23 protein-coding genes are annotated in these 26,735 nt (G+C 39.9%); 15 read left to right on the top strand and 8 right to left on the bottom strand.

What is annotated here, in order from left to right; translation table 11 throughout:
- Window positions 1-542 precede the first annotated feature (542 nt).
- The 8 genes from LJ658_RS20010 to LJ658_RS19975 all read right to left on the bottom strand — a co-directional run bounded on the left by LJ658_RS20010 (window position 543) and on the right by LJ658_RS19975 (window position 12,390).
- Window positions 543-839: a hypothetical protein gene (locus tag LJ658_RS20010; RefSeq protein ID WP_230548332.1), complete on the bottom strand. Its 297-nt coding sequence runs from the start codon at window positions 837-839 to the stop codon at window positions 543-545.
- Window positions 840-846: 7 nt separating this feature from the next.
- Complete coding sequence (locus LJ658_RS20005) at window positions 847-4,314, bottom strand: polymorphic toxin type 50 domain-containing protein (RefSeq protein ID WP_230548331.1); 3,468 nt, start codon at window positions 4,312-4,314, stop codon at window positions 847-849.
- Window positions 4,315-4,318: 4 nt separating this feature from the next.
- The gene (locus tag LJ658_RS20000; protein ID WP_230548330.1) at window positions 4,319-8,089 is read right to left on the bottom strand and encodes a hypothetical protein; all 3,771 of its coding nucleotides are present in this window, start codon (window positions 8,087-8,089) and stop codon (window positions 4,319-4,321) included.
- A gap of 90 nt (window positions 8,090-8,179) precedes the next feature.
- Window positions 8,180-8,350 (bottom strand): hypothetical protein, encoded by a 171-nt coding sequence (locus LJ658_RS19995; RefSeq protein ID WP_230548329.1) that lies wholly within the window; start codon window positions 8,348-8,350, stop codon window positions 8,180-8,182.
- 7 nt (window positions 8,351-8,357) lie between these two features.
- Complete coding sequence (locus LJ658_RS19990) at window positions 8,358-9,101, bottom strand: hypothetical protein (protein WP_230548328.1); 744 nt, start codon at window positions 9,099-9,101, stop codon at window positions 8,358-8,360.
- 78 nt (window positions 9,102-9,179) lie between these two features.
- A complete protein-coding gene (locus tag LJ658_RS19985) occupies window positions 9,180-10,007 on the bottom strand; it encodes a hypothetical protein (protein ID WP_230548327.1) in 828 nt (275 codons plus the stop codon).
- A gap of 26 nt (window positions 10,008-10,033) precedes the next feature.
- A complete protein-coding gene (locus LJ658_RS19980) occupies window positions 10,034-11,224 on the bottom strand; it encodes a hypothetical protein (protein ID WP_230548326.1) in 1,191 nt (396 codons plus the stop codon).
- Between the two features lie 140 nt (window positions 11,225-11,364).
- On the bottom strand, window positions 11,365-12,390 hold the full coding sequence (locus LJ658_RS19975; protein WP_230548325.1) for a tail fiber protein: 1,026 nt from the start codon (window positions 12,388-12,390) through the stop codon (window positions 11,365-11,367).
- Between the two features lie 307 nt (window positions 12,391-12,697).
- Here LJ658_RS19975 and LJ658_RS19970 point away from each other — a divergent pair, with 307 nt between their 5' ends.
- The 15 genes from LJ658_RS19970 (at window position 12,698) to LJ658_RS19900 (ending at window position 25,829) form a co-directional block, all read left to right on the top strand.
- The gene (locus LJ658_RS19970; protein WP_230548324.1) at window positions 12,698-13,678 is read left to right on the top strand and encodes a hypothetical protein; all 981 of its coding nucleotides are present in this window, start codon (window positions 12,698-12,700) and stop codon (window positions 13,676-13,678) included.
- Between the two features lie 21 nt (window positions 13,679-13,699).
- The gene (locus tag LJ658_RS19965) at window positions 13,700-14,158 is read left to right on the top strand and encodes a hypothetical protein (protein ID WP_230548323.1); all 459 of its coding nucleotides are present in this window, start codon (window positions 13,700-13,702) and stop codon (window positions 14,156-14,158) included.
- A 184-nt stretch (window positions 14,159-14,342) separates the two neighbouring features.
- Window positions 14,343-15,302: a hypothetical protein gene (locus tag LJ658_RS19960; RefSeq protein WP_230548322.1), complete on the top strand. Its 960-nt coding sequence runs from the start codon at window positions 14,343-14,345 to the stop codon at window positions 15,300-15,302.
- Between the two features lie 10 nt (window positions 15,303-15,312).
- Complete coding sequence (locus LJ658_RS19955) at window positions 15,313-15,804, top strand: hypothetical protein (protein ID WP_230548321.1); 492 nt, start codon at window positions 15,313-15,315, stop codon at window positions 15,802-15,804.
- 5 nt (window positions 15,805-15,809) lie between these two features.
- Entirely contained in the window at window positions 15,810-16,403 is a 594-nt protein-coding gene (locus LJ658_RS19950) for a toxin-antitoxin system YwqK family antitoxin (protein ID WP_230548320.1), read from the top strand.
- A 161-nt stretch (window positions 16,404-16,564) separates the two neighbouring features.
- Window positions 16,565-17,671 carry a hypothetical protein gene (locus tag LJ658_RS19945; RefSeq protein ID WP_230548319.1) on the top strand — a complete coding sequence of 369 codons (1,107 nt, stop codon included), beginning with the start codon at window positions 16,565-16,567 and terminating at the stop codon, window positions 17,669-17,671.
- A complete protein-coding gene (locus LJ658_RS19940) occupies window positions 17,653-18,021 on the top strand; it encodes a hypothetical protein (protein WP_230548318.1) in 369 nt (122 codons plus the stop codon). The genes LJ658_RS19945 and LJ658_RS19940 overlap by 19 nt, the downstream gene beginning before the upstream one ends.
- Window positions 18,014-18,520, top strand: a complete 507-nt coding sequence (locus LJ658_RS19935) for a type II secretion system protein J (protein ID WP_230548317.1) — start codon at window positions 18,014-18,016, stop codon at window positions 18,518-18,520. Before LJ658_RS19940 ends, LJ658_RS19935 begins: the two co-directional genes overlap by 8 nt.
- Entirely contained in the window at window positions 18,507-19,655 is a 1,149-nt protein-coding gene (locus tag LJ658_RS19930; protein ID WP_230548316.1) for a type II secretion system F family protein, read from the top strand. The genes LJ658_RS19935 and LJ658_RS19930 overlap by 14 nt, the downstream gene beginning before the upstream one ends.
- 76 nt (window positions 19,656-19,731) lie before the next feature.
- Complete coding sequence (locus tag LJ658_RS19925; protein ID WP_230548315.1) at window positions 19,732-20,157, top strand: type IV pilin protein; 426 nt, start codon at window positions 19,732-19,734, stop codon at window positions 20,155-20,157.
- A 7-nt stretch (window positions 20,158-20,164) separates the two neighbouring features.
- Window positions 20,165-20,683: a hypothetical protein gene (locus LJ658_RS19920; RefSeq protein WP_230548314.1), complete on the top strand. Its 519-nt coding sequence runs from the start codon at window positions 20,165-20,167 to the stop codon at window positions 20,681-20,683.
- The gene (locus LJ658_RS19915) at window positions 20,680-22,110 is read left to right on the top strand and encodes a GspE/PulE family protein (RefSeq protein WP_230548313.1); all 1,431 of its coding nucleotides are present in this window, start codon (window positions 20,680-20,682) and stop codon (window positions 22,108-22,110) included. The genes LJ658_RS19920 and LJ658_RS19915 overlap by 4 nt, the downstream gene beginning before the upstream one ends.
- Before the next feature lie 5 nt (window positions 22,111-22,115).
- A complete protein-coding gene (locus LJ658_RS19910) occupies window positions 22,116-24,083 on the top strand; it encodes a secretin and TonB N-terminal domain-containing protein (protein ID WP_230548312.1) in 1,968 nt (655 codons plus the stop codon).
- A gap of 11 nt (window positions 24,084-24,094) precedes the next feature.
- A complete protein-coding gene (locus LJ658_RS19905; RefSeq protein WP_230548311.1) occupies window positions 24,095-25,306 on the top strand; it encodes a hypothetical protein in 1,212 nt (403 codons plus the stop codon).
- Between the two features lies 1 nt (window position 25,307).
- Window positions 25,308-25,829: a hypothetical protein gene (locus LJ658_RS19900; RefSeq protein ID WP_230548310.1), complete on the top strand. Its 522-nt coding sequence runs from the start codon at window positions 25,308-25,310 to the stop codon at window positions 25,827-25,829.
- Window positions 25,830-26,735: the final 906 nt, after the last annotated feature.

Genomic DNA, 26,735 nt, shown 5'->3' with positions numbered 1-26,735 from the left:
GTTGGGCAAGCTCCAATATGCCCATCTTGTTTTTGATGATCTTTGCTTGGGTTGTCATAATACTAATCTCTGTTACGTGTTTTAAATTATCGTAACTGTCAGATTAAATTGTGACTATCTCATTTAAGTCTATCTAATCCAGTAAACTTTATTCCACCCAAGACCGTGATGTGTAGGGTATCTGTGATAAAATGCAATAGTTCAGGGCTATCCGTAATGAGTTTATTTGGTTTTATAACTGTGGGTTTGGTAAAAAAATGGATGCAGGATGTGCTAACACCTGGAGTAAGTTCAATAGCTGAGTAATTCATACAGATAAATTAGCCTGTGGGGTGTGGTACACAGTAAGAAGTACTAGTGGTTATGGATGGTATAGAAACAACAAAGCCCGGCTTTATGCCAAGCTCTACTGATCGTGAGTATATTAACCACTATAATAATGTACTCCTATAGAAATAGTAAAGCCCAACCTAATGGCTGGGCTCACATAGTATCAACTTTTGTTCATTGTCAAAGTTTTATAAACTAAATGATTTGAGATACTAGCTTTTTACATAAATGAAACCATCAAAAGAATCCAACTTCGATAATGGTTTTGTCGTGTACTCACAAACCTCCTCTACTTGGTCAAAATCAATATCAGCTATAATTTCAGCACTAATATCGCTTAAGGTTTCATATTCTTTATTTCTAGGTGGGGTATCAAGGTAACATTTAATAAACAAAGTATGAGGCTCCTTTATACCTACAGCGATGGCCCTAAACGTCGGCAATATGTTACCTAAAACGGCACGCTTGCCTGATATCTCTAACATCTTTTTCAAATCATTTTTTTTCATAAGTTTTTTATGGTCTTGCAGGTACGATGTGTGCACCTGTATTGCTTGTTATCACAATTCCTTTTGTTGTTGGCATCGCAACGTTTGTAGTAGGATCTATGTAGTATCCTATATTTTGTCCAAAGTCTACTCTTGTTTTCACAGCATCAATCTTTTGTATTGATTTTACATTACCAGAGCTATAGTTATCCAACAAGGATTGCGCTTCACTCGTTAAGATACTCTTACCAAGGGTATAATTGTTGTGACCTTCAATATGCTTGCCTTGTTTACCTGCGTTAATAACTAGCTTTTCAGCATCACTTTTAAGATTAGTAATAGGCTCTGAGTTTGGTTCTGAAGGAATTTCCTCAGGACTTCCCCCAAGCCCCATAAGTATAGCTGCCCAACTTGTTGCTTCATAACTCCGTTTGGTAAAGTCTGCCCGTTCATCTTTTGAGAACGGATATTCCTTTATTTGGTCTCTATTAGCCTTGTAATTATTCCCTATTTTAGGCATGACAGCTGCGGAATGATCTCGTTTGACAACACAACATTTTTTATTATAACCATTAACAGTGTTAGCATATTGTTGATATGCGCCGTTCATGGCTGAACCTGTCAGCACCTCCATCCCATCCGGATCAATGTTCTTAATTGGATTATTCTCCCCGTAGTTATACGGACTCCACCGTCTGCTTATCTCGGCCAGTGGATCTATTACATTCCACCTACCAATCACCGGATCATAGAACCTCGCGCCGTAATCATACTCATCCGCTAAAGCCTCCTGTTTCTCTTTACCATTGTAAAGATATTTATTTTCGGTTGTATATCGGTATCGCGGTACATCTAAACCAAAAGCGTAATATTCGTCCTCCTGCAGCACCCTGGCCACACCACCATACTCATCCAGGGTAACCCTGGTATTGCCCAAATGGTCTTTAAGGTTGTATTGATATTTATAGGTACCGTCAGCAGCGTTCCTGACGGCAATACCTTCGTCGGTTGGTATAAAGTCAATAGCTCCGTTGGTGTATTGTATTCCGCTGATGTACTCGCGCGTGACGGTTGCGCTCCCAACGGTTTGTACCGATTTAAGCTTGGTGCCGGCTGCATCATACAAATACACCGCCGCGGTGGTGCCTGTAACGGTTAAGGGCAGGTTTAGCTGGTTATACGTTAACATTACTCCCCTGCGGCTATCCGTTAAAGCATTGCCGTTGACATCATAACTATAGCTCCCGGTCAGGCCTCCCGTGATACCCGCCAGTTGATTACTGATTCCGCCGTTAGCGTACGTATAGGTACTGGCGGTGCCGTTGGCACGCGTTAAAGACGTAATGTTACCTGCCTTATCATAGATGATTGCCTCATTCAGGTTGGCTGTACTCCCGGTGGTGCCGGTAGTGCCTATAATGTAAGCCGACTGATTGAGCCGGTTAAAACCATCGTAAGTATATTTAAACCATTTATTTCCTCCATAGCCGCCCGTGTACTCCTGTTCACTGATATTGCCGTTATATTGCGGCAGGCCGCCCCGAAGCGGCTGGCTATAGCGCAGCATAAGGTCAAATTTGTCGGCCTGCGCCCGGGTTAACCAGCCACGTTCGTTATAATTGTACGTAATGGTTTGCAGGAAACTGGCACCTCCATTGGTACTGTGAAGTTTCTTTTTAAACAGGTTGCCCAATTCGTCATACTGGTTTTGTGCTATCAGCGTGCGGGTGCCCATATTTATGGTTTCCCAGGTGTTTATCTTTCGGCCAGCCTGGTCATAAGTATACTCATTCAACACCTTTAACTGTTCTGCCCCTCCCACTTTATGGCTGCGGGTACTGGTGAGTACGGCACCGGTAAAATCGTAGGTATTGGTAATCTCATCATAATTACCCGCGTTTGGGGTACCGCCTTTATAGTGTTGTTTAAAGACTTTTATGCTTCTGCCCTCATCATCATAATAATTTACTGTCCAGAGCAGGTCGGTGGTGCCCAGCACATTGGTAAGGCTGGCGGTGGCCAGGCCCCTGGTCATACTGCTTGCTCCAGCCCCGCTGTAGGGGTAGGGATTTCCGCCCGGGAAATCATAATCATCATAATAATTAACGCTTAACGTAGTGTAGCCCGTTGAAGGAAAGGTATGTGTGGTATATCCGTTACCCGTGCTTATGCGGCTTTCCCAACTTGTGCCTAATTGTTGGGTTACACCAGCTTGCATAGTGGTACGGTAATCAATACCGGCGGTGCTGCCGGCGTGGGTATAAATACCTGTTATTACCGGGCGGCCCTGCGCATCATATTTAATAATATTCCATTCCTGGCCAGACTTGCCTCGTTGCACGGCGTCCTGCGTCATAACTAGCTGGTCCTGCCAGTTATACACCATATATTCCCAGCCTTTACCCGGTAGCTTTTTACCAATAAGATGATGATGATTATCATACTGGTACTGATAGCACAGGTTGTCTAATACGTTTTGATTGGGGATGCCGGCGACATCAGGATTTTCATTGGGCGGCAGTACAAAACGCAGATTGCCCACATCATCATAGATATAATAAGTGGATAAGGATTCAAGCAAGCTATGGGTACTTTGATTATAAGTAGTTGTACGCTTTAATATTATATGGCCCTTAAAATCGCTATAGGTAAACACAGCGCCGCTGGTTAAATAAGGCGGAGTTATCTCGTCATGCTGTGGTACATTTTCGTCCTCAGTCCTTATGCCGGTTAGTAATTCATGAGGATAAGTATTAAAAACCGTATCCCTGATAATTGTGTTGCCCGTTACCCGATAATAAACAATATTATCATCGCCTCCTATCGGGCTGCTGCGTTGCGTATGCCCCAAAGCCATCTTAAAGTCTTCTCCGGGCGCGCTGGTTTCACGTAGTGTTTGCAACGGGCTGTCATCATACCTAAAAGCTGTATAAGGCGTACTGTTTACCGGCACCGCATAATTGGCGTCAAGGCCGCTGTAAAAACCGATAGTTGCCGCATTATAACCCATTGACGTAAAGTTAAAACTGCCACGGGCCTGTACATAGGGCAGAAACTTGCGTACTTCAGCCCCCGTTGCAATATATTCTTTTTGTTGTATAATATCATTATAGCCGGATGTTATCTTTAACTGCTGAATCTCTTTTACACGGCCAAACTGATCGATGGTCTGGATCTCTACGTTTTCCTGATTGGCACCGTTTGCGCTATCAACAGGGTTAATTATACCTGGTACGCGCGGCGTATAGGTTATCACAGCATTCATCTCGGGTTTTATCTTAGTACCCACGTTGATGCCCGGTGCCATGCTTACATAAATATGAACAGCGGCACCTGTCGGCACGTAAAAGCCCGGCTTTAGCGTGATGCTGCGATTAGTTGTTAATTCTTTCTGATTTTGATACTTAGACACTTCGATATCCTGTTGCGCCAATGCATCAAAACTAACCAGCAACACCATTAGTATAACCAGCTTTATTTTTTTCAGGTTGCTCATATGATTAGTTTTGATTGCCAATTACGTATTGATATGCCTTGATAATATTGCCATTATGGTCCCTTATCTGTTTTAAACGCTGTGACTCATCATATTCATAATACAATGGCCTGCCATTGGCGTCAATAGTACAGGTTACTCCAATTAACGGATCATATAAATAGGTGTTCATCTGCGCCTCTTTGGGATAGAAACGTAATTCATCTATATATCCCGTGCCTGAAACAGTTAAAGAACCGGTAACATTGCTTACTTCTTGTTCGGCAAGCACCCAGTTGCCTAACGTACTTTTAACCACTGGCGCGCTAATGGCACCGCCGGTAACAATTACCACCGAACCGGATTTATACCAATAAGAAACTATATATTTTCCGCTTGGCGTTGCATTTACTTTGGTAATTGCACCCGACGTTAACGCGTAAGCTTTTTTACCTGATACAGCTGTTGTATCTATAATGGGATTGCCTGCATATATCCAGTTGCAAGTATCCTTGGTTTCAAAACTGGTATAAGCTACGTCGGCACTTATAAAATTATATTTACCGCCAATATTTGTATTGGTTACATTGCCGGCATTGGTGATTTTAGCTATAGGAAACTGATTGTTGTAACCCCACAAAACGATATTTGATCTACCACCGTTTTCGGCGTATTGGTGTACCTGGCCCTTAAAATAGGTGTCATAACTTACCTGTTCCTTGTAAATAGTGGTATCTATAGGTACACCAGTATAATGCATAACATCCAAACTGGGAAGAGCGGTTCCCCAGACATCAGGCGGGTTAACTTTATAAGTTTTTTCGGGCACAATGGCGTCATCTACAATTTGAAAGGTATTTGCAATCCCATCTATTGGTTTGGTACTTCCGGAAACACCAGACTTCAAACTGGTGATTTCCATCAGCGGCTCATCTAAACCCATTCTTGTACGATCCATTACTCTTGCCAATTCAACATTAGGAAGACCCATTTTTAAATAATCGTACACATATATCCGGGTAGTTATGACAGAATCAGCCCCGGGCTGCCCAACTAGCTTAGGTTTCGACGTTGTGGCAATGCGTGTTGGCAGCATATGATCTTTGTTACCATAGAAATAATTAGTGAACGTAGTCGTGTTATTGACAAAGTCATGGGTGGTCTCTTTTATTTTTTTCATGTTATAAGAGAAGTTGTTAAGGTCCAACATTCTAACAGCATATTTGAAGGGATAATCAACTGTCTGTCCTAATCCCTGATCAAAATAATAGCTTCTGGTTAAAAAATCCATTGCTCCATGTTCACTTGTTTGAAATTCAGAATTAAAGGCCGCATCAATCCCATTAACCTGCGGTCCGCCTGCACCGCTGCCTATGAGGACCGGTGCGTCATAAAGCCCGAGGTATCCTGTAGTTGTGGGCGCCGGGCCAGAGGCCTGTCCCATTAGAGCTGCGTACACATTTATCAAATGATGCTCGGCAGTTTGAGGTGATTGAAAGAATTGAAACTGATAATCTGTACTTTGCACCTCCATATCATTATTATCAAATTTGCAAATACTGTAAATGCCCGCCCCCGTTTCTGGCGAAAACCCCATATTATTAGAAAAATAAGGCGCAAAAATTGGGGGGCCGGGGTAGCTGGCGCTGTTGTAAGAGGGCTCTGCCATCTGGCTGTTTTTATATGGATTAAAAAAACTCCCCGCGGCTACGTAGGGGCTGACATAGCCCGCGGATTCATATGGATCAAATAAGGGCAGATTATTATAATATACTGTTTTACCATGAGTATTGGTAGAAACGCCATTTGTTATATCCTTAAGCAGTATTTCTGTAACGGAAGGGTACATCACATAACTGCTGTTGTATTGCACCAAGTCATTAATAGGATGCGAAAGCTCTATCATATTCTTTACGTAAGTATAAGTACTAAGATTTAAGGGAGAGTCATAATAATAAGCGGACAGATTACTTAATATGACATACGGCACCGTGGCCTGGCCATAGCCATTACTTTCTCCCACAGCATTTGAACCGTTGGGAAGAGCATTTCCATATTTGTAAATTTTCTTAATTGTAGCTTCCGCGGTATTTACTCCATAATACAAACTTTCATGTCCCCTTTTTTCAGTTATAGACTTAACTCTAATCCCTCCCCCTGCAACAAACCTGGTCCCGGCGACGCTATTACCAGGCAAACCGGAATTTTCTATATAACTGAAAGTATGGGATTCGTATTCATATTGAAAAAGGGCACCGGCCGGTGTCTTAATACTTGATAGTGTGCCACTCTCAGCCGCGAAAAAATTATAACTCCTATCGGCAAAATTTAACTTATATCTAAAAATATTAGGGTGTACTGGATCGGGGTCAGAGTTTATACCACCATAATAATCAATAGCTTCCGGGCGGGTATACTTTATTTCGTTTCCGATTATTGGATAGTGTGGAAATAACTTTACTGCCAAAACTGAATCCGGGCGCTCCAGAAGGGTTTTGTTAGTGTCTTTTCCATTATAAAAACCCCATCGATCCTGGGCACAGCTCCCTGAGTTAGGTACTATGGGTAAGTTGGAATAGGCGTAAGTAAACTCCCAAAAATTCTGAAATATATTTTTATCGTTATAAATTTTTATAGCGTATAGGTAATGTCCGTACCTAACATCGGGATTATACAAAAATTCATATCTCTTTATTAAGGATAACGTGTTGTTTTCTTTTTTGAAAATTCTAATATTGTTCAATACATCTCGTCCCAATATGTCGTCTCCATAATCAAACACTACCATACCGGTAGAAAAATCAATGGTATCCAATATAGAATGATCTACATACTCAGTTACCGATTTAGAGACCATTGGCTCCATTACGTTGTAATACTTATCATTTTCAACAGGGTAATATCCCCCATGACCTAGGCTGTTTTCACCTACTTTTCTATATAGTGGAAGAGATTCGCTGACATTTGTTCGGGTTTTTGCCGTGCGCCTTGCTATGTAATTATAATTAGCTAAATGCTGGTATTTAAAGTTAACAACGTCTTTAAATCTGGTAGATATTATGCTATGTAAATCATAATCCGACCAGGTTATTGGGTAATGGTCTATCAATAAATAATCATATTGTAGTGAATTCGTAGCACTTCCGTCATAGTTAATTTTTTTTGTTGTTTTTTTGGTGTCACCAGTAGTAAACGTATATTTTAGGCCATCTGTAGTAATTATAGTATCTTGACCTTTAATTTTAATAAGCGGATCATAAGGGAAGGTGAGTCCGTTCTGAGCGTAAGTTCCTCCGCCATGCGGCAAAATATAAGTATAGGTATCCCAGGCATTATCAACCTTCCCGTCTATAATAGAATGCAGTAGATTCTGATCGTGTGTATTTCCAGTCGGCCCATAATTAAACGGCTCCGGAATAGACCCTTGTCGAATACCATAATCTAAATGATCATTCATGCCCTGAACATTGGTTATAATTTTGCCCCCAGCGCTAAGTTCCCAACCCATCCCGGCAGGCCCGGCTTCCTGGCCCACCTTTAAACCGGTGGCTGAATAATTTAAGGTAATAGGCACTGAAATATCGTTTACCTTGATTTCATATAGAGGAATCCCTATTTTAAGCGTGCCGGTAGACATATCTACATTATCAAGACTGGCGCCATTTAAAAAGTCGTTGGCTTTTGGTGCATTGCCTATTAATCCCATAGCACGTTTGTTGTAAGATACTTGTGCTGATCCTTCTAAACTTATCCCACATAGCAGGAGAATAGAAAACAGGTGAAACTTTACTTTCATAATTATTTACAGGTTTAGTTTTTTGTGATAGTTATATTAGACGGCTTCTGCCGCAAATCCTTCAGGTCTTGGAATATTTATTATGCTAAATTAGATTAAGGTAGTTTCTTCAAACCAGTGTGCTAAAAGAGCCATGATGGCTATGCCAACGTTGCCGCCTGTAATATAATAAGAGCCCGTTGGTGGGTAACAGGCACCACTGGGCTTAAAAAAACAGGACTGTAGCAAATACCACAGCAAACGTTGTAAAGATTTTTTCATGGTAAGATTAGTTTTTAAGGTTGGTTAAAGCTATTACCTGTTGCTTTAGTTCATTTATCTGCGCTTGTTGGTTTTCGTTTTTCTTGTTTTCTTCTATCAAATACAACGTCAACTCCTCCACTTTCTTTAGCAGCTTGGCATTCATATCGCCCAGGCTAAGGCCGTCTTTTGCAACCTGTTCGGCTGATGGCATTTCGGGCAGGTGATGGTTTTGATCGACGTAAGTTTTTACTTCGAGTAGGGTAGACAGATGATAGGTAGGTTTGAAAACGTAATCGGGCAAAACCTTCATATCTACAATTACCTCCTGGGAGTGAATTGTTCCTTTTACGGCTAGTTTAGCATTTGGACTTGTTGTGCCGATGCCAACGTTACCATTATAAAGCCACGTCATAACGTTTTGATCTGGCACATTGGTTATGTTAGCTGCACCATTTAAAAATAGATCTAATTTGGAACCCCATACATTTGGCCCTCCATGACCAATTCTAAATTCGGCGCTTTCAGGGTAAGAATAATTAGGTGTTCCTGCTCTGGAAAATTTCAAAACGGATTTTGTAGGGGCGGCAATATTATTTGGCTTGCTATCGGATGCCTCTAAAATTTCCAAACTAGAGCCCGGATTTGTCGTTCCAATACCAACGTAGCCACCAGCATTGTAGGCTATTCCGACAGTTACCGAGTTCCATTGTGCGTATGAAAAATGAAAAATTGCGAATATCGCAACGAGAGTTGTGTAGATTTTTTTCATGATAAGGTTAGGTTATTAGATCGTCTAATAAATTAAAGCAAGTAATGTTTTTCTTATTAAGGAACCAAGGGGTTTGTGTTAATTTTTTATTTTCTTAGCCAATTGATTAATCTGTTGTTGTAAAGATTGATTTATCTGTTGTTGTTCAGTTAACAGTTTCTGTTGATCAGTTGCTTGTTTATCTTTCTCTAGAAGGTATAAAGTTAACTCTTCTACCTTCTTCAATAGCAAACGATTCGTCTCGCCCAGGTCTAAGCCGTCTTTAGCAACCTCCGCCGCTGAAGGCATATCAGGCAAATGATGGTATTTATCAATGTAGATTTTCACTGCTGTTAGTGAGGGTATATTATAATTGGGTTTAAATACGTAATCCGGCCAGTTGTTTATTTCGACCTTTACTTGTTTTGAGCGTATATTGCCGTTTACAGAAAGTTCTTCATGTGGAGTAGTTGTGCCAATTCCTATTTTTCCGTCCGGTAGAATCGTGATTGCGGAAGTATTGTTAGTACAAATAGTTACCGGAGTTGCAGTCTTTGTTCCTATCAGCATTCCCGACACCGTAGTTCCATCTGCGTAAAGTACTGCGCTATTAGCCAAAGGAGCTCCAAATAGGGTTCCCGGATAAGATGAGCCAAATACTGCATGGTGAAAGGCACTGTTTGCTCCATTATCGTTTTGGGCTTGTAGTTGAGCAAAGCCATTAATTGATCCTGTTTTGACCAGCGATGTAACGGGTGCTGTAGAAGATTCAACATCTAACAGTGCGGAGGGACTGGTTGTACCAATACCAACATTGCCGGAGTTTGGGTTGTAAATATTATTGCCGCTAGGAGTCCAAGTAGTTTGCGCGTAAGAAAACCGAGCTATTGCAAATACTGCGACGAGTGCGGTGTAGATTTTTTTCATGATAAGGCAATGGGTGTTCTATAATCTTATTTTTTGTTGGTCAATTTATTGATCTGTTCCTGTAATGATTGGTTAATTTTTTGTTGGTTGGCTAATTGTTTACTTTGTTCTATAAGGTACAAGGTTAATTCCTCCACCTTTTTAAGTAGCTTCAAATTCATCTCACTCAAATTTATCCCGTTCTTTTCTATGTCAGCAGCTGATGGAATTTCCGGTAAATGGTGATTATCATCTAAATAGGTTTTAAGTTCAGTTAATTTAGGCAGTTTATAGGCTGGTTCAAAAACGTAGTCAGGCGGTGGTACGGTGGCTGTAACTTTTACTTCCGTTGAGTGAATGGTGCCATTAACGGTTAACTTAGCGTCTGGTTGCGTCGTGCCGATCCCGACGTTGCCGTTACTGAAAAGTGTCATGATCGGATTTCCGGAAGTGCCCTGAAACTGATGAAAGGCATTGGCCTGGTAAAAAGACTGCCCGGAACCTACATTGTCGACTAATAGATAGCCATTGGCCCCTACAGCTGCCAGCGGCGTGACACCGGCACCGGCTAAAATATCTAATTTCCTTCCCGGGTTAGTCGTACCAATACCGATGTTACCACTGGAGCCTACAATGCTTAGAAAGTCTTTGGAGTCTGTAATATCCCTGATGGCAAATGTGCCGTTTACCGTTGTACCGTCACCCATTGCCCATTTCTTCCCTCCATATGCGGTTCCATCAAATTGGTAAGCAATACCGGAACTACTACTTGCGGTTACGTTTATAGTATTTCCGACATCTAGCTTGAACGATGGGCTTATAGTTCCGATACCGACATTGCCTGTATTTAAAATAGACATCGCCTCATTAAAAGTAATTGGATTGCCTGCTGTGCCACCTGTATTGACGTTGAAAGCTATACGGTTTCCGATAAGCCCGCCAAGACCGATGAAATAAGCTACATCATTTGCTTTGTAGTTGTAAGTATTCGCCGCACTTTGGTAGTTGACGTTATATGATATCCCCGGGTACCCCGATCCTGATCCTCCAATGTTTACAGGTATTACTCCAAAGTTAGATTGTCTCCCAACTACGTCCAAAGTAACACTTGGATTAGTAGTTCCAATGCCAACGTAGCCAGCATTGTAGGCTATTCCGCCGGTTACCGGATTCCATTGTGCGTATGAAAAATGGGGAATTGCGAATGTCGCAACAAGAATTATATAGATTTTTTTCATGATAAGGTTGTAGTGTTGTGTTAGCTTAAAGGTAGTTATAATAATGGAAGAGGCAATAAATAGCAGTTTTAAATTTCGTGACAAATTAATTGCTGACCAGATAAATCAGATTTAAGGTACGATTTACTTTCAGGCTGGCCTTATTTATCGATTGTAAGTTTAGTTATCGCTGCTTCCAAAGCCGTTATGCGGTCTTCTTGTTGCTTGTTTTGTTGCTTCTGTTGTTCTTTTAATTGCTTGTTTTCTTTGGCCAGCATTTGAATTTCCTCTTTTTGGTCTATTGCGTATAAGGTTAACTCTTCGATTTTCTTCATTTGTAGCTTAACCATTTCACCCAAATTAATACCGTTCTTCATAACGTCAGCTTCAGCAGGCATTTCAGGTAAATGATGATTTTGACCGATATAAGATTTCACATAGGAAAGTGTTGGGAGAGCATAGGTTTTATCAAATACAAAGTCACTCCACCCGGTCATGTCTACTTTTACTTCCTGGGTATGGATGGTGCCTTTTACGGCTAGTTTGGCATCTGGGGTTTTTGTACCAATTCCGACGTTACCGCTGGAATAAATACCTGCGGCTTCGATAGCGGCATTAATGCTGCCAAAAACGACAGTATGACCAACAGGAATACCAGATATCGCTGTTGGGTTATTGTAGTATGTCGGTATAGACGAATTGCCATCTAGCGTGAGCGTATAAAATACGGTTTCAGTCGATCCTGAACCATTATATAGGTTGACCATATTGCTTCCTCCGCCTAGGGCTGTACTACCTGATTCTATTAAATTGAATGGTGCTGTACCACCATAGTATTGACCAAAAGAGCTCAGCGAAATAGAACTGGAGAGACCCTCGCCCATTATACTGACAGAATAAGTTGCTTGCGTTACCGAACCCGCAAAAGTCGAGTATATACTTAAAATACCTCTTACAGCTACACCATAATGTCCCGCTGGTATACTCATCACGTTGACGTAACTCCCTGGCGCAATCACGGCTGTCCATGTATGTGAATACAGCCCTGATGCGGCGGTTAGAACTGTTCCGACATTTACTTGTCCCGTATTGTTATTATAAATGTCCGCGCCGCTGAAAGCCCATTGCGCATAAGAAAACTGAATTAATGCAAATATTGCAACTAGAGTTGTGTAGATTTTTTTCATGATAAGGTTATACGATGTACCCTTCAAAGGTAATCAACGATGCTCAAAAAACAAAATGACCAAATATATTGATCTACCGGCGTTTTCTGTACCCCGCCAATACTTAAAATCGAAGACCAAACGTCCGGTAATTATGGATGTCGACAGGCTATCCGGATATATGTTGTAGTATCAGGGCAATAGTATATATGCTTCTCTCCTACCTATGCATTGTCAAAACGTTATGTTAATCAAACAGACAGCCCCAAATGCGAAGCTATTGTTGATAATATGTTTATATTAGCTGACAAACTTATTCCTTATCATCATGAAAAAAATTATTCTGGGCGTCATTGCCCTGGCATTGACCCTTCCTGCTTCTGCACAATGGACGAACCTCACTAATATTAACAACACCAATACCGGCAATGTGGGCGTGGGGAAAAACGCACCTACCGTTTTACTAACCGTCGGTAACGATAACGGGAACGGAACCACCGATTTGCAACGCCCCTTGGCGCTGGTGAACGGAGCCAGCTTATCACCTGCCAACGGTAGTGCTGTGGGTCTCGCTTTTGCCATAGGCAATAACAACAACCCTGCGCAGAAGCTCGGAACGATCGATGTGTTCAATGAATATTTCAATATCAATGCGAGTATGCGTTTTTCAACCGTGACAGGCAGCAGCCTGACCGAAAAAATGAGAATCGATGCAACGGGCAATGTGGGTATCGGGACGACTAACCCTGGAAGGAAATTAGATATTTTAGCCAGTGCCGGTGTCACGCCGCTGGCAGCTGTAGGGGCCAATGGCTATTTATTAATCGACAATGTAGGTTCCGGGCAGTCCTTTTACCAAGCCAATGCCTTTCATCAGTTTCAGGGCACTTCCGGAAATCCGATCATGACACTTTTCAGTACCGGCAATGTCGGTATCGGCACGACGCAACCAGACGCTAAGTTAACCGTCAACGGCACCATTCATTCAACCGAAGTAAAAGTAACCGCCACTGTACCACCACCTGACTACGTTTTTGACCCAGCCTATAAACTGCCTAAATTAAGTGAACTTAAAACCTATTTGGATGATAATCACCATTTACCGGAAATTCCTTCCGCGTCTGACATAGAAAAGAACGGGATAAATTTGAGTGAGATGAATTTGAAGTTGTTGAAGAAGGTGGAGGAACTGACTTTATATGCCATAGAAGCAAAAAAAGAGAGTGATGAATTAAAGAGCCAAAATGCAAAACTGAAACAAAGTCTCGAAAACATAAACGTAATTCTTAGTAAAAATCATATCCAATAATTATGAAAGCGTTAAAAATCATTGTCATTATTAGCAGCGTCAATTGGTTTGCCTGGGTCAAAATATAAGCTTACCTACTGTTTTGCCACCCTCGCCGCAGTCAAACGCTTGATACAATATAACTCGCCTCAAATTGGCTTAAGCACAGGGCACGCTTCGGCTTTCCATCTATTATTTGATTTGAAGGATCGTGATTTTAAGCTAGCGATCAATTTAAAATATTCAACTAATGGGGTTAGGGTTGACGTTCAAGATGTAAGATTGGCTACAAGTTATAATACAAAGCCGGATAAATTTAATTTAACGCCTATATACCTACAACTACAGCGGCAACCAACTAATCCGGTAACCGGTTTAACCAGTAGTGCTTATACTTATGATGCTAATGGCAACACCAAATATGGTGCTCGCAACAGTAAGGCATTTGCTTATAACCAGCTTAACCTGTCGCAAACAGTATTGGCAAATGCTTTAGTTTAACTTATGCCTATGCTGCCTCAGGGGCAAAAGCTGCGAAAGACATTATATAATTTATGCTTATTGCTATTTAACCTAGGTGCAGCAATGGCAATTCTAACAAGTCGGTTTAATTTAACTGGAATATTTATTAATATTCCATATCAATTAAAAATAAAAGTTCTTAGATTTAACGTTAAATCTAAACATGAAAATAAAGCCTGCCTACCTTACACCGGTAATTTTATTTACCATTGCCACATTGGTATCCGCTTGTAAGGATATTATGGAACCCTCTCTTAGTAAACGAATCATTGTTGCAAAAGCACCCGGAAATCAATATCAAAGTCCTAGTTACACCGTTAACTTTTGGTGGGATGAGCTGGAAGATGCGTTAACATACCGACTACAGGTAGTAACACCCAACTTTAATAACATTGCTGGTTTAGTCCTCGACACTATAGTTAAGAGCAACAAATTTACCTTTAACCTTAAACCGGGCAATTACGAATGGCATGTGCTGGCACAAAATGGAAGCTCGCAAACACCATATAGTTTTCCTAAAGGCTTTACAGTATTAACAACGTCTATTACTAGCCAGTCTGTTCAATTAACCTCACCGGCAAATAATTTTTTAACCAACCAGCCCGCCATTATTTTACAATGGGGTAACCTTTACGGAGCAACTAAATATCATTTAGAAATTGATACCAATAATTTTATTAATGAAAATGCCCTTGTTTACGATCAATCTATTCCGGGTCAACAGGTAAATTTCAACTTCCCAAAAGATCAAATTTATCAGTGGCGTGTTCGTGCAGAAAATGATACCGCAAAAGCACAATGGTCTTCAATCAACAGCATTACTTCTGACCACACACCGCCGACTCAAGTTGTGTCTATTGGACCTGGAAATAACCAGCAAATAAGTTTGCCGGCAGCTTTACAATGGAATTCAGTTCCATCAGCTTCAAAATATAAATTGTACGCCTACAAAAGCGATTCAACAACTACTTATAATTCGAACTTCCCGATTTTATTAAGTACTACCAGTTACAGCTTTAATTGGGGCGCTATCGGCGAACGGGTATACTGGAAAGTTACAGCCATTGATGCGGCGGGTAATGAGGGTCAGGCTAGCGTTTTAAAAAGCTTCGTTCTAAAATAGTTTCATAATTATGAAAAATAAAAAGTTTACCTATTTATTGGGTTTTCTGGTTTTAATAGTTTGGGGAATTATTATTTACCGTATTATTGACTCAGCGACCGGTAGTGAAACCGGTACGTCTGTTATTGAAAGCAAGATAACTAAGGAACCGTTTAATGACTATACTATTTCTAAGGACACCACGCACCTTTTGTTAAATTATAAAGATCCGTTTGGCTTGAAAAAACAAAAGGATACGATCCGAACCATTGGTAAAAAGTCCTTCGCACCTAAGATAGCGTCAAATATTGCGAAGCCGCTCCTTAATTGGAGTTTTATTAAATACTCGGGCTACATTCGCAACCCGGGATCTAAAAAGCTGGTTGCGGTAGTTAATATTAACGGCAAAGCCATAATGATGTTAGAAGGTGAAACAGCCGAACAAGTAAAATTGATCAAAAATTTACAAGACTCAATAAAGGTATCCTTTAATGGAAAAACTGCCTTTATAAAAATGCTTTAAACGTTATGAAAAACATATTACTATTATTCCTGCTTGGTACTACCTTTTCTGTTACCGCACAGAAAATACCGGATTACGGGTTTAATAAAGTGCGGATCTCGGCAGGTGATAAAGTGATACAGGCAGAACTAAAACCTGTTGCTTCAACCCCTTCTGTAGAAACGGACCGGTTTTATTACTGGTATAGCAGTAATATTATTCATAGCACACAAGGCGGCTTTAGTGGAAAACTGCTAAACGGCAAATACACGGAATATTATCTAAATAAAAACATACAAGAAGAAGGTGTTTTTAAAAAGGGCCTAAAAGACAATATCTGGAAAAACTGGGATGAAAGCGGCGTACTCACTCAGATTTATACCTGGAAGAATGGTATCAAAACCGGCGAATTTAGCTTATTTTACCCTAATGGTAATTTAAAACAGACCGGTAACTATAATAATAATTTATTAGACGGAAAGGTGAAATCCTATAATGAATCCGGGACCGAAACTATCACAACTTATCATAAGGGGACTTTAGTTGTTAATAAGCCTTCCAAATTCTGGGAGAAGCTTAACTTTTTTAAAAAGAAGGCTAAAAAAAACGCTAAACAATAATGCTAAAAGCCTCAGCCCTATACATTGTAATTGTTATCGCGCTGGTCATAGGGCTACTTTGTTCTTCATTAATTGTTGTGGCCTATTTTTATCGGTTACAATATCAGCGAACCTTCAGACAGGACCGGTTACAGAATAATTTAAACTCGGGCATTAACATATTGATTGCTGCGCCGGGTGATGATCTTACTAATGAAAAGACATTTAGTCTGTTTGGCGGAGAGGCTGATTCGGTCTCGCTAAAAAAAACAGCCTGGGGATTGTATGATGTCGGCCTTTCCAAGTCATTTATTCAAAAAGACAGTCTATATAAAGCCTTTTTAATTGCCAATGCCATTGACTCAACCAAATGGGCGGCATTATATATTATTGATGAGGACAGGCCACTTTCAGTCAGTGGGAAGACAATACTGAAAGGTGATGTATATATTGCCAAGGCTGGCGTCAAAGGGGCTTATGTGGATAACAAAGGCTATCAAGGCGATAAACGACTAGTTCAAGGCAAAATACTGAATAGTAATAAAGAGCTTCCTTCGCTAAATGCGGGGCGGTTAAAACGGATCGAACAATACTTTAGTCAATCTGGAAGCATAAATAACGATATCTTAAGAAAAGATACTTTGAACAATTCCTTTTTAACAGAAACTTATACTGCGCGGTTCGGAAAGAAGGTGGAGACACTTCAAAATATAAATCTTAACGGCAATATCATTTTATTTTCAGACACAACTTTAACTATTGAAAACACCGCGCATTTAGATAACATAATGATTTTTGCCAAGGCGATAGTAGTAAAGAGTGGTTTTAAGGGTACATGCCAGCTTTTTGCTACTGATTCTGTTTCCATTGGACGTGATTGTGTCTTTAACTATCCGTCCAGCATAAGCGTTAGCCGGTTTCAGCAATCCAAAACACGTTCGCCAATGTTATTAAATGTTGGCGAAAACACCAGCATATCAGGCGTGCTATTTACTTATGACAAATATTATGACCGGGAAAAACAAGCTCTAATTGATCTTGGAAAAAATGCGGCTATTACAGGACAGGTATATTCACAGGGAATGCTTGGTCTTAAAGACGGCATTGTAATAAAAGGATCTGTTTTCACCAACAGATTTCTTTACCAAAGTAGTTTCACCCGTTACGAAAACTATATTATTAATACAACTATAAATTCAACAGCTTTATCTCCTTATTATCTGGGCAGTGACCTGATACCGGTATCAGCTGGCGAAAAAAAAATATTACAGTGGCTGGAAACAAATTAACATATCATAAAAGTATTAAAGCCTCCACTATACTTGAGGTGATCATTTCTATGATCATTATACTTTTGGTGTTTACCATTGCAATGATGATATCTGCCAATGTAATGCGGTCGTCCCTATCCGTAAAGAAGGTCGCAGCTCAGGCAGTATTACATGAAATACTTATTAAAGTTGAGCAAGTTAAAGAACCTGCGTCCCAAATCTATACTGTTGACGAATTTAGAATTGAGCAAGAAATAAAACCTGATGCTAATTTCCAAAACTTACTGGATGTCCATCTCACAGCCTATGATACAAACCAGGAAAAACTTGCCGAACTGCAAAAGATTATCATTAATAAAAATGAATAAGCACAAGGTAAAAGCTTTTACAATTATGGAGGTGACCGTTGCTATGTTAATAGCTTCGATAGCGATAGGCATTACCTATACGATTTATACAATAGTCGCCAAATCATATAGTGTTTATAATGTCAGGAGCAACAATACGGCCGTTTTGATACGTCTAGATGAACTATTAAAAAATGATTTTGAACATGCTGACAGAATCCTAAAAACGCAAAACGGCATCACATTAAAAGGTCCGGGCAAATTGGTCAATTACGAAATTGAGTCAGATTTTATAGTTAGAACAGCCGGGATAACAGATACTTTTAAAGTTAAAACTCAGGAAATTAATACAAGCTTTGAAAATGCACCGTTAACTGAAATTAACAGCGACGAAGAACAAAACCGGATAGACGAATTACAAATGATGGTGTTGTTTGAAGACAAAAAAATTCCCTATCATTACTTCAAGCAATACTCTTCCACCAACCTTATGCAGCGAAATACAAATGCCGTCAATTGATCTAAATAGATTTGAAGCCAAGAAGGTGAGTAGACCTGTCAAGCAAGCAAAAAGCGATGGCCTGCTTGCTTTATTAAGTCGCGACCTGAGTTTTGGCAAAAAAGAGCTGGACGATAAAAAGAAGGAATACTTATACCTTGAACTAAGCTCTTTATTACAAGCCGGCATCAATTTAAAAAGCAGCTTTGAACTAATTACAGCGGATCAACAAAAAGTAAAAGACAAAGAACTTTTTATTACGATTCAGCAAGCCGTTTTAAACGGGACGACATTCTCTGTAGCGCTACAACAAACGAGCAAATTTTCTCTTTATGAAGTATATAGCCTTCAGATTGGTGAAGAAACCGGTAAGCTTATAGAGGTATTGCAGGACCTTGCTAAATTTTATCAGAACAAGATTAAACAACGTCGCAAAATCGTAGCTGCATTAACTTATCCTTGTGTAGTAATGACTACTTCGCTGGGTGCTGTTTTTTTTATGCTAAAATTTGTGGTACCGATGTTTGGCGACGTATTTAGACGTTTTGGCGGAAAGTTACCCTGGATAACGGAAAAGATAATGGGTGTCTCGCAGGCACTGGAGAATAATTTTTTTCGATTTGTCAGCTTACTGATATTGCTCGCCGCATTTATTATAAGCGCCAGGAAAACAGAACCATTTAGAAGAATATCCTCCAAACTATTATTGCGGACGCCTTTAGTGGGTAATCTTGTACAAAAAATATACCTGGCGCGATTTTGTAATTCTATGCGGCTGTTGATCAACGCCCGTCTTCCATTATTGCGTGCCATTGCGCTTATTAAGCAAATGATAGCGTATTATCCCATTGAATCGTCGCTTCAAAAGATTGAAGATGATATCATGAACGGTAAGTCACTTTATCAAAGTATGCAGCAGTTTAATATCTATCCTTCTAAAATGATCCAGCTGGTTAAAGTGGGCGAAGAAACCAATCAGCTTGACTACTTTTTTGGAAAAATATCTGAGCAGTACCTTGAAGAGGTTGAATTTAAAACAGCTACTATAAGTAGTATGATGGAGCCACTGATCATAATATTCCTTGGTTTAATTGTTGGCGTTATTTTAGTATCCATGTATTTGCCTTTATTTCAAATGAGCAATAGCTTCCAATAACTGATACTTAATAATTTTATAAATTTCGATTTGATATCGCTTAAATAACTGTTAGCTTTAGTGATAATATTTTTACATGAAAACCTATAACACCTTATTAACAAAACGTCTTAAAGCTTATACACTTACCGAGATATTGGTAGTGCTTGTTATTATTGGTATCTTGGTTTTATTGGCTCTGCCCAATCTGTTGCCCTTAATTACCAAAGCCAAAAGCACCGAAGCCAAAGTCCAGTTGGAACATGTCCAAACACTTGAGAAAAACTATTTTTACGAGCATTCCAAATACTCCAAAGATCTTACTGAAATAGGTTTTATTCAAGAGCCTTTAAGTACAACCAGCAAAGACGGCAGGGCTAATTACCAGATCTCGATTTCAAACGTCACTATTAATACGTTTACGGCCCGTGCGACCGCAGTGGTGGATTTTAATGGCAATGGGACCTTTAATGTTTGGGAAATTGACCAGGACAAAACCTTAAAAGAAGTAACCCCGGATTAATGTGTTATTGATAAAAATTCTTACACTAACGGTACTGTTGTTAATTTTTTTGCAGGATATACTAAGCAGATCTGTTTATTGGATCCTGTTCCCGATATTAACTGCTTTGTTCATTGCAATACGTTTATTGTTGCACCAATTTGGATTTGACACCTGGCAAGCAATCTTAATTAATGTTGCTTTTTTAGCCCTGCAATTACTATTGGTGTCCGCGTGGTTTTCATTTAAACATGGTAAACAGATCAACATTATGACTGATCTATTGGGTTGGGGAGATGTCTTATTTTTGTTAGCTACCACGTTTTATTTATCCGTTCTTAACTTTTTATTTTTTTATATCACCAGCTTAATCGCCGTCATCGTATTATGGTTTTTATGGAAGGGCATTGGCCGTAAAAAAAACAAACATATACCTATGGCCGGTTTTCAGGCGGTATTTTTTATGGCATTTTTAACAAATGATTGGTGGCTAATGCATTTAAATATCATGAATGATGACTGGCTGCTTCACCTTATAGTGAAATGAACCTGACCGAAGAAATTGTATTATCTACAGACAATGTCCACTTGCTCACAAAAGACCAGGCATGGCATTATCGGGTTTTACCTAAAGATAAATCGGCTGACCAATTTATTCTTTATTGCGAAAACTCGGCAGATGCGGAAGCATTGTCAGCCGAATTAGAAATACTACTTGGGATAACTGTTAGGCTTGAGCCGATAGCCGTCGAGTTGATAGCCCGGCTACTCTCCAAATACTATATAAAAGATAACGCGATACAAGGCTCGGCCCAATTACAGGGAAATAACGCGGATGACTTCCTGATTAACTTGATACAGGAAGCCAAGAACCTAAAAAGTAGCGATATCCATATAGAAAGCTATGAAAATAAATGCCGGGTGCGTATCCGCATTGATGGGATGATGGTTGAGCGTTATCTGTTAAAACGTGATGACTATCCGGCCCTTATTAATAAGGTAAAAATTATAGCTAATCTTGATATAGCCGAAAAGCGTTTGCCGCAGGATGGACGGATCAATTTTAAATATAATGATCAGCAATTTGATATTAGGGCGTCTGTCTTGCCGACCTTGCATGGAGAAAAAGTTGTTTTACGCCTTTTAAATAACGATGCAACGGATATAGATCTGAATAAGCTGGGATTTTCCGCATTTGATTTAGAAAACTATTTGCAGGCCGCTAAAAAGCCAAACGGCATTTTGCTGATCAGCGGTCCTACCGGGTCGGGTAAAACTACCACACTATATGCTACCCTTAAACTTTTAAATAAAGAAACCAGAAATATATTAACCATTGAAGATCCGGTGGAATATACTTTGGAGGGGATAAATCAAGTTCCGTTAAAAGAATCAATTGGTTTGACATTCGCGGCGGCTTTACGGACATTTCTACGACAAGATCCAGATGTGATTATGGTTGGGGAAATAAGAGATACGGAGACTGCAAATATGGCCATCAGAGCCGCTTTAACAGGGCATTTGGTACTGTCGACTATTCATACCAATTCGGCCTGGGGCACCGTGTCCCGGTTAATAGATATGGGCATCCCTCCTTTTTTGGTTGCCAATACTTTAAACACAACGGCCGCACAGCGGCTTGTGAGGTTACTATGCCCGCACTGTAAAAAGGAGGCTGGATTTAATAACAGCCTTTATCCTAAGCAATTTAAACCTTATGCCAAAGTAACTACCCACTTTATTGCACACGGTTGCGAGGAATGTTATTACACTGGTTATAAGGGCCGGAAAGCAGTTTATGAAGTTATCCCTATCGACCAGGAATTAGCTTTTGAAATTAAGAATGAAAACATGTATATTCAAGAGCTTTTGAAAGAAAGAGGAATTCAAACACTGGCAGAGAATGCTTTCAATTTATTTAACGAAGGCTTAACATCCATTGATGAAATTTATCCTCTTTTGTTTAACTACTAAACCTTATGTATAAAAAATTAACCTGGACCATATTTATTATTTCGTTGTTTTTATGTCCGGTAAAGATGCTGGCCCAAAAAGTCGACCGCATACAAATCATACAGCAACGGCTGGAAGATATTTCTGTGTCAGTACCCGGCATAACGCAAAACGTAAATCTGCAATTAAATAACGTACCTTTTCGTGACTATATTAATGCGCTAAATAAGGCAAATAAGCTTAGCATAAGTATTGACCCTCAACTAACCTTTGTGGTGTCCGAAACATTGAACAATGTTCCTGCAGCCAATGTTCTGGCATTTCTGGCTAAAAAATACAACCTTGATATAAACACAGTGGGATCAATTATTTATATCACGCCATACATAACGCCGGTTCAAATAGTGCCAGCTCTAGCTAAAGATATAAAGGTTAAGTACAGCCAATTAGAGAACACGTTATCGCTTGATCTGGATAATGACAGCCTTGACGCAGTCGCAAAAAAAATATCCATTGTTTCAGGTAAAAACGTGCAAGTTCCTATTGCTATGCAAAGCAAAAAGGTTACCGGCTTTTTTGCGACTGCACCATTTGATGCCGCACTGGAAAAACTGGCTTTCGTTAATGAGATTAAAATGGTAAAAACCAGCGATAATTTCTACCTGTTTCAACCACTTGACCCTGACGAGCAATTATATATCAACGGAGATAAGAATACGTCCTCAAAAAGAACGTACAAGCCTGCTAACGGTATGCCAAATAACGGGGGAATGGGTAACAGCACAACCGGTAACAGCAGTGCTATCGGGCTATTCGTTAAAACATTAAATGGTGAAAAGTTAATATCAGTTGATGCTACAAACGTACCTATTGCCGACCTGGTTAAACAGGCATCGCAAGAATCGGGCAAGGCAACGGTAACTTATTCTGATATAAAAGGCAACATAACGCTACACCTAAATGACGTTAGTTTTGATAACTTCCTGGCATTAATGTTTAAGGGAACCGACTACACCTTTCATTTAGAGAACAATATTTACATGATTGGCGATAGTAAACTGGAAGGGTTACGGGTGTCTAAAGCCATTCAACTACAACACCGGGCCATCGACACCATCGTGATGATGATCCCTACTGAATGGAAGAAAGGAATCGAAATTAAAGAGTTCCGGGAGCAAAACACACTGTTACTATCAGGTGCAAGTTCACGCATTGCTGAGATAGAATCGCTTATTAAACAACTTGATATATTGGTACCGGTAGTATTGATTGAAGTCACTTTAATAGATGTTCACAAAAGCCGGACAATAGCGACGGGCATCTCTGCAGGCGTCTCCGATAGCGTTAAAACCGGAGGCACCTTGTTATCGGGGATGGACTTTACTTTCAGCGCCCGGTCAATTAATGGATTGCTGGACAAGGTTGGAAGTCTGACATCGGTTAACCTGGGACATGTGGTTCCTAATTTTTATGTTAATCTAAAAGCGCTTGAAAATAACAGCAACGTCGATGTAAGGTCGGTGCCAAAGTTAACAGCGTTAAACGGGCACACGGCTACTCTAAGCATTGGCAATAAAGTGTATTATAAAAACACAACTCAAAATGTTATCCCGTCATCAGCAACCACTGTAACCACGCTTTCAAACACCTATGGCGAAAGTGAAGCGAATCTTAAAATTGCGATCAAGCCATTGATCTCGGGTGATGACCAGGTGACTTTAGGAATTAATATAGACATCTCCGATTTCACGTCGCTTCCGACAGATGGCTCGCCACCACCAACGGCTACCAGTAAGTTTCAAAGTAGTATCCGGGTAAATAACGAGGATATGATTGTATTGGGCGGCATAGAAAGAACCGAGCGAAGTGATAGTGCATCGGGTATACCTCTCCTATCACGGATACCCATCTTAAAATGGATATTCAGCAGTAAGAAGAAGAGCAATGGTAAAATTGTCACGCTGGTATTTATAAAACCAACGATAATGCGCTAATACATTCAAGCATGCTGGAACCATATTACAGGATCAATCAAGCGGTAGGTTTAAACATTGGCATATTGCCGAATGGGGAAGCTACGCTCAGCGCCTGCGAAATTATAATTAGGGACAATAAACTCGATATAGAAAAAAAACTCGTCGGCTTAAAATCCATTGAAGAATTAAATAAACATTTCCCGGCAAAAACCTTTATCGCCCTTAACCTTTTTGGGAAAAGTGTCTTGCAAAAACGCATAGAAAAGGTTGATCAGGTTGACCAGGGCAATTTTACCCAACTATTGCCTAACGCTAATTTTGATGATTTTTATATTCAGAATTTTATCTCTGGCACCACTTCTTTCATATCAGTTATTCGTAAAGCCGATGCTGATAAATGGATCAATCTTATAAAAAAGCAAGGCTTCACCCCTTTAATATTAAGTTTAGGGCCGTTTTCCATTCAAACTATTTTACCGCAATTAAATGTTTATGATAATGAGATAATAATTGATGGTCATATCATTCAACGTGGTGAGCATTCAGAATGGGTGAGTTATAGATACGATCCATCTGTATCAGCGTCATTTCCGTTAAAGATTGAATCGGAACCGATTGATGAAAAGCTCATTATCCCTTATGCAGTTGCTTTCCAGACCGTGTTGGCGGCTAAATTTAACCTGGTTCAAGCAAACGTCAGCTCATTGGAAATAACTTTCCAAAATATAATAGCAACCAAGAAGCTACAGGCAAGAAGCATTTTAATGTTGCTGATAGTTTTTATTTTGCTGTTAATCAACTTCTTTGTGTTTTCATGGTTAAATTTATCAAACGCTAAGCTGGCAAATAGGGTAAATCTTTCCGCCCAAAGCACTAATGATATTCAGGGCATCAAGGACCAGGTAAAAGAAAAGGAAGCTTTGTTAAAAGATTTGGGTTGGGATAGCGGGGTAAATAAAAGTGCCCTGATCGATCAACTGGCAGCATTATTGCCTACAGATGTATCCTGGACCGAGCTTACCATCAATCCAATCGATCAGTCAGCCGTACGGGTTCAAAAAGCACTTCAATTTGTAGACGGTAAGATCAGGGTGGTTGGAACCGCAGAGCGAATTATACCTGTCAATGAGTGGATAGCAAGAGTGAAAACAAAAAAATGGGTAAAGAACATCCAACTGGACAGCTATACCTATAACAGTGAGTTGAACACCGGACAGTTTATTGTACTAATAGATTATTAATATGTTTAATAAAATACCTGTCAAGAAAGATTATTTGTTAATTCTCGCAGCAATAGTGTTGTTGCTTGTATGTTATGAATTCGCTTTTAAAACCACCATTGACGCCTGGCAAACTCATGTGCAATTGAACAATCAACTTAAACAGGCAACCAACCTAGGCATCCAGCCTGACTATCTGCAAAGGAAAAACCTCAACCTGGATAAAATTATTGACCTGTATAAAGCCGATACAGCTTCTTTTAGAAGTAACAGCATCAACAAAATATCTATCATAGCAGAAAAGGAAAATGTTAAACTAAGCGAGGTGCCCTTACAGGACCCCGTTTTTAGTACTGATAAATTGATTATACAGAAATTCTATTTAGAAGGTGATTATTTCTCATTAACTAAAACATTGAACACTCTGCAATCAACAACAGGCATCGGTTTAATAAGATCAACATCATATAAGCTTACCCGGGGCAGAGGAAACTTTGGTGATAAAAAACTTATAGCTGAGGTATATCTTGAAATTGCTAAATAAACAGCGATAGTGCCACTTCTAGCTATTTTCTACAGTTTCATCAGCTAAATGGATATACGGATAAAAACAACCGAGAGGACTAATCCTTTCGGGATACTCTTTCTTTATATAGTCAGTAAAACAACCAGCCGCACGGGTTTGTTAATCCCTTATCGTCTACTGTTGACAGGACGATTATAACGAGGTAAGCTTTTGTAAATGATCTTTAGCAACTTCTAATTTTACCTCTATCATGATATAGGATTAGGATGGTTTTTGTCGAATATAGTTACATTCGTTATAAAACGATAGCTTTTTCCGCGAGGCGTCTGCGAGTAACCAAAAGGTGTTTACAAGAAGCTCATTAGAGTGGTGTAAAGAAGGTTTACCCGAGAAACATTTATATATTTTGTATGGGTTGTGGTTTGGAAAGATATAATTGTTTCGAAGCCTTTTGGTTGGCGTAGAAGAGCCTAACACGGATGCGGTTAACGATTATGTTTTGAAGTGAAACAAAACTCTTAAATCGTTAACCGCATCCGTACTGCAACGACTTTTCTCTAAGAAAACACATGACAGGTTGCGCCGAGGTGGGATTGTGTGGATGGGCAGCAAGTGGAGTAAGATATGGTGATAACCTTATCGCACGTAACGACACCTGGCGTTTGTTTTGGTGAGCATTGGAAGTGTTAGTACACCTTTTCCTTGTGTGTGAAAGGCCCAGTGCGAGGGGTTGTGGGCATAAGCAAACTTTACCTTACCCGCTCTAAGCAACAAAAGAGGGTAAAGTAAGGTTGGCTTATCTGTAATAGCCACTACTTGATCTGACAGTTATTTGGTTTTAAAAGTTGTCAGATGTGATTTGTGAATATAGCTTTTTCTCGTCTAAATGCATCGACTCAGATTCTTCTGAGCCCTTTTTGTAGG

Source organism: Mucilaginibacter sp. UR6-11 (genome assembly GCF_020880695.1).
GTDB lineage: Bacteria > Bacteroidota > Bacteroidia > Sphingobacteriales > Sphingobacteriaceae > Mucilaginibacter.
This window is presented reverse-complemented; position numbering and strand designations above follow the sequence as displayed.

Bases quoted from the DNA above. Each gene is read 5' to 3' on its own strand.
- LJ658_RS20010 (WP_230548332.1), bottom strand. From the start codon at position 839: ATGAAAAAAAATGATTTGAAAAAGATGTTAGAGATATCAGGCAAGCGT.
- LJ658_RS20005 (WP_230548331.1), bottom strand. From the start codon at position 4,314: ATGAGCAACCTGAAAAAAATAAAGCTGGTTATACTAATGGTGTTGCTG.
- LJ658_RS20000 (WP_230548330.1), bottom strand. From the start codon at position 8,089: ATGAAAGTAAAGTTTCACCTGTTTTCTATTCTCCTGCTATGTGGGATA.
- LJ658_RS19995 (WP_230548329.1), bottom strand. From the start codon at position 8,350: ATGAAAAAATCTTTACAACGTTTGCTGTGGTATTTGCTACAGTCCTGT.
- LJ658_RS19990 (WP_230548328.1), bottom strand. From the start codon at position 9,101: ATGAAAAAAATCTACACAACTCTCGTTGCGATATTCGCAATTTTTCAT.
- LJ658_RS19985 (WP_230548327.1), bottom strand. From the start codon at position 10,007: ATGAAAAAAATCTACACCGCACTCGTCGCAGTATTTGCAATAGCTCGG.
- LJ658_RS19980 (WP_230548326.1), bottom strand. From the start codon at position 11,224: ATGAAAAAAATCTATATAATTCTTGTTGCGACATTCGCAATTCCCCAT.
- LJ658_RS19975 (WP_230548325.1), bottom strand. From the start codon at position 12,390: ATGAAAAAAATCTACACAACTCTAGTTGCAATATTTGCATTAATTCAG.
- LJ658_RS19970 (WP_230548324.1), top strand. From the start codon at position 12,698: ATGAAAAAAATTATTCTGGGCGTCATTGCCCTGGCATTGACCCTTCCT.
- LJ658_RS19960 (WP_230548322.1), top strand. From the start codon at position 14,343: ATGAAAATAAAGCCTGCCTACCTTACACCGGTAATTTTATTTACCATT.
- LJ658_RS19955 (WP_230548321.1), top strand. From the start codon at position 15,313: ATGAAAAATAAAAAGTTTACCTATTTATTGGGTTTTCTGGTTTTAATA.
- LJ658_RS19950 (WP_230548320.1), top strand. From the start codon at position 15,810: ATGAAAAACATATTACTATTATTCCTGCTTGGTACTACCTTTTCTGTT.
- LJ658_RS19935 (WP_230548317.1), top strand. From the start codon at position 18,014: ATGAATAAGCACAAGGTAAAAGCTTTTACAATTATGGAGGTGACCGTT.
- LJ658_RS19930 (WP_230548316.1), top strand. From the start codon at position 18,507: ATGCCGTCAATTGATCTAAATAGATTTGAAGCCAAGAAGGTGAGTAGA.
- LJ658_RS19925 (WP_230548315.1), top strand. From the start codon at position 19,732: ATGAAAACCTATAACACCTTATTAACAAAACGTCTTAAAGCTTATACA.
- LJ658_RS19915 (WP_230548313.1), top strand. From the start codon at position 20,680: ATGAACCTGACCGAAGAAATTGTATTATCTACAGACAATGTCCACTTG.
- LJ658_RS19910 (WP_230548312.1), top strand. From the start codon at position 22,116: ATGTATAAAAAATTAACCTGGACCATATTTATTATTTCGTTGTTTTTA.
- LJ658_RS19905 (WP_230548311.1), top strand. From the start codon at position 24,095: ATGCTGGAACCATATTACAGGATCAATCAAGCGGTAGGTTTAAACATT.
- LJ658_RS19900 (WP_230548310.1), top strand. From the start codon at position 25,308: ATGTTTAATAAAATACCTGTCAAGAAAGATTATTTGTTAATTCTCGCA.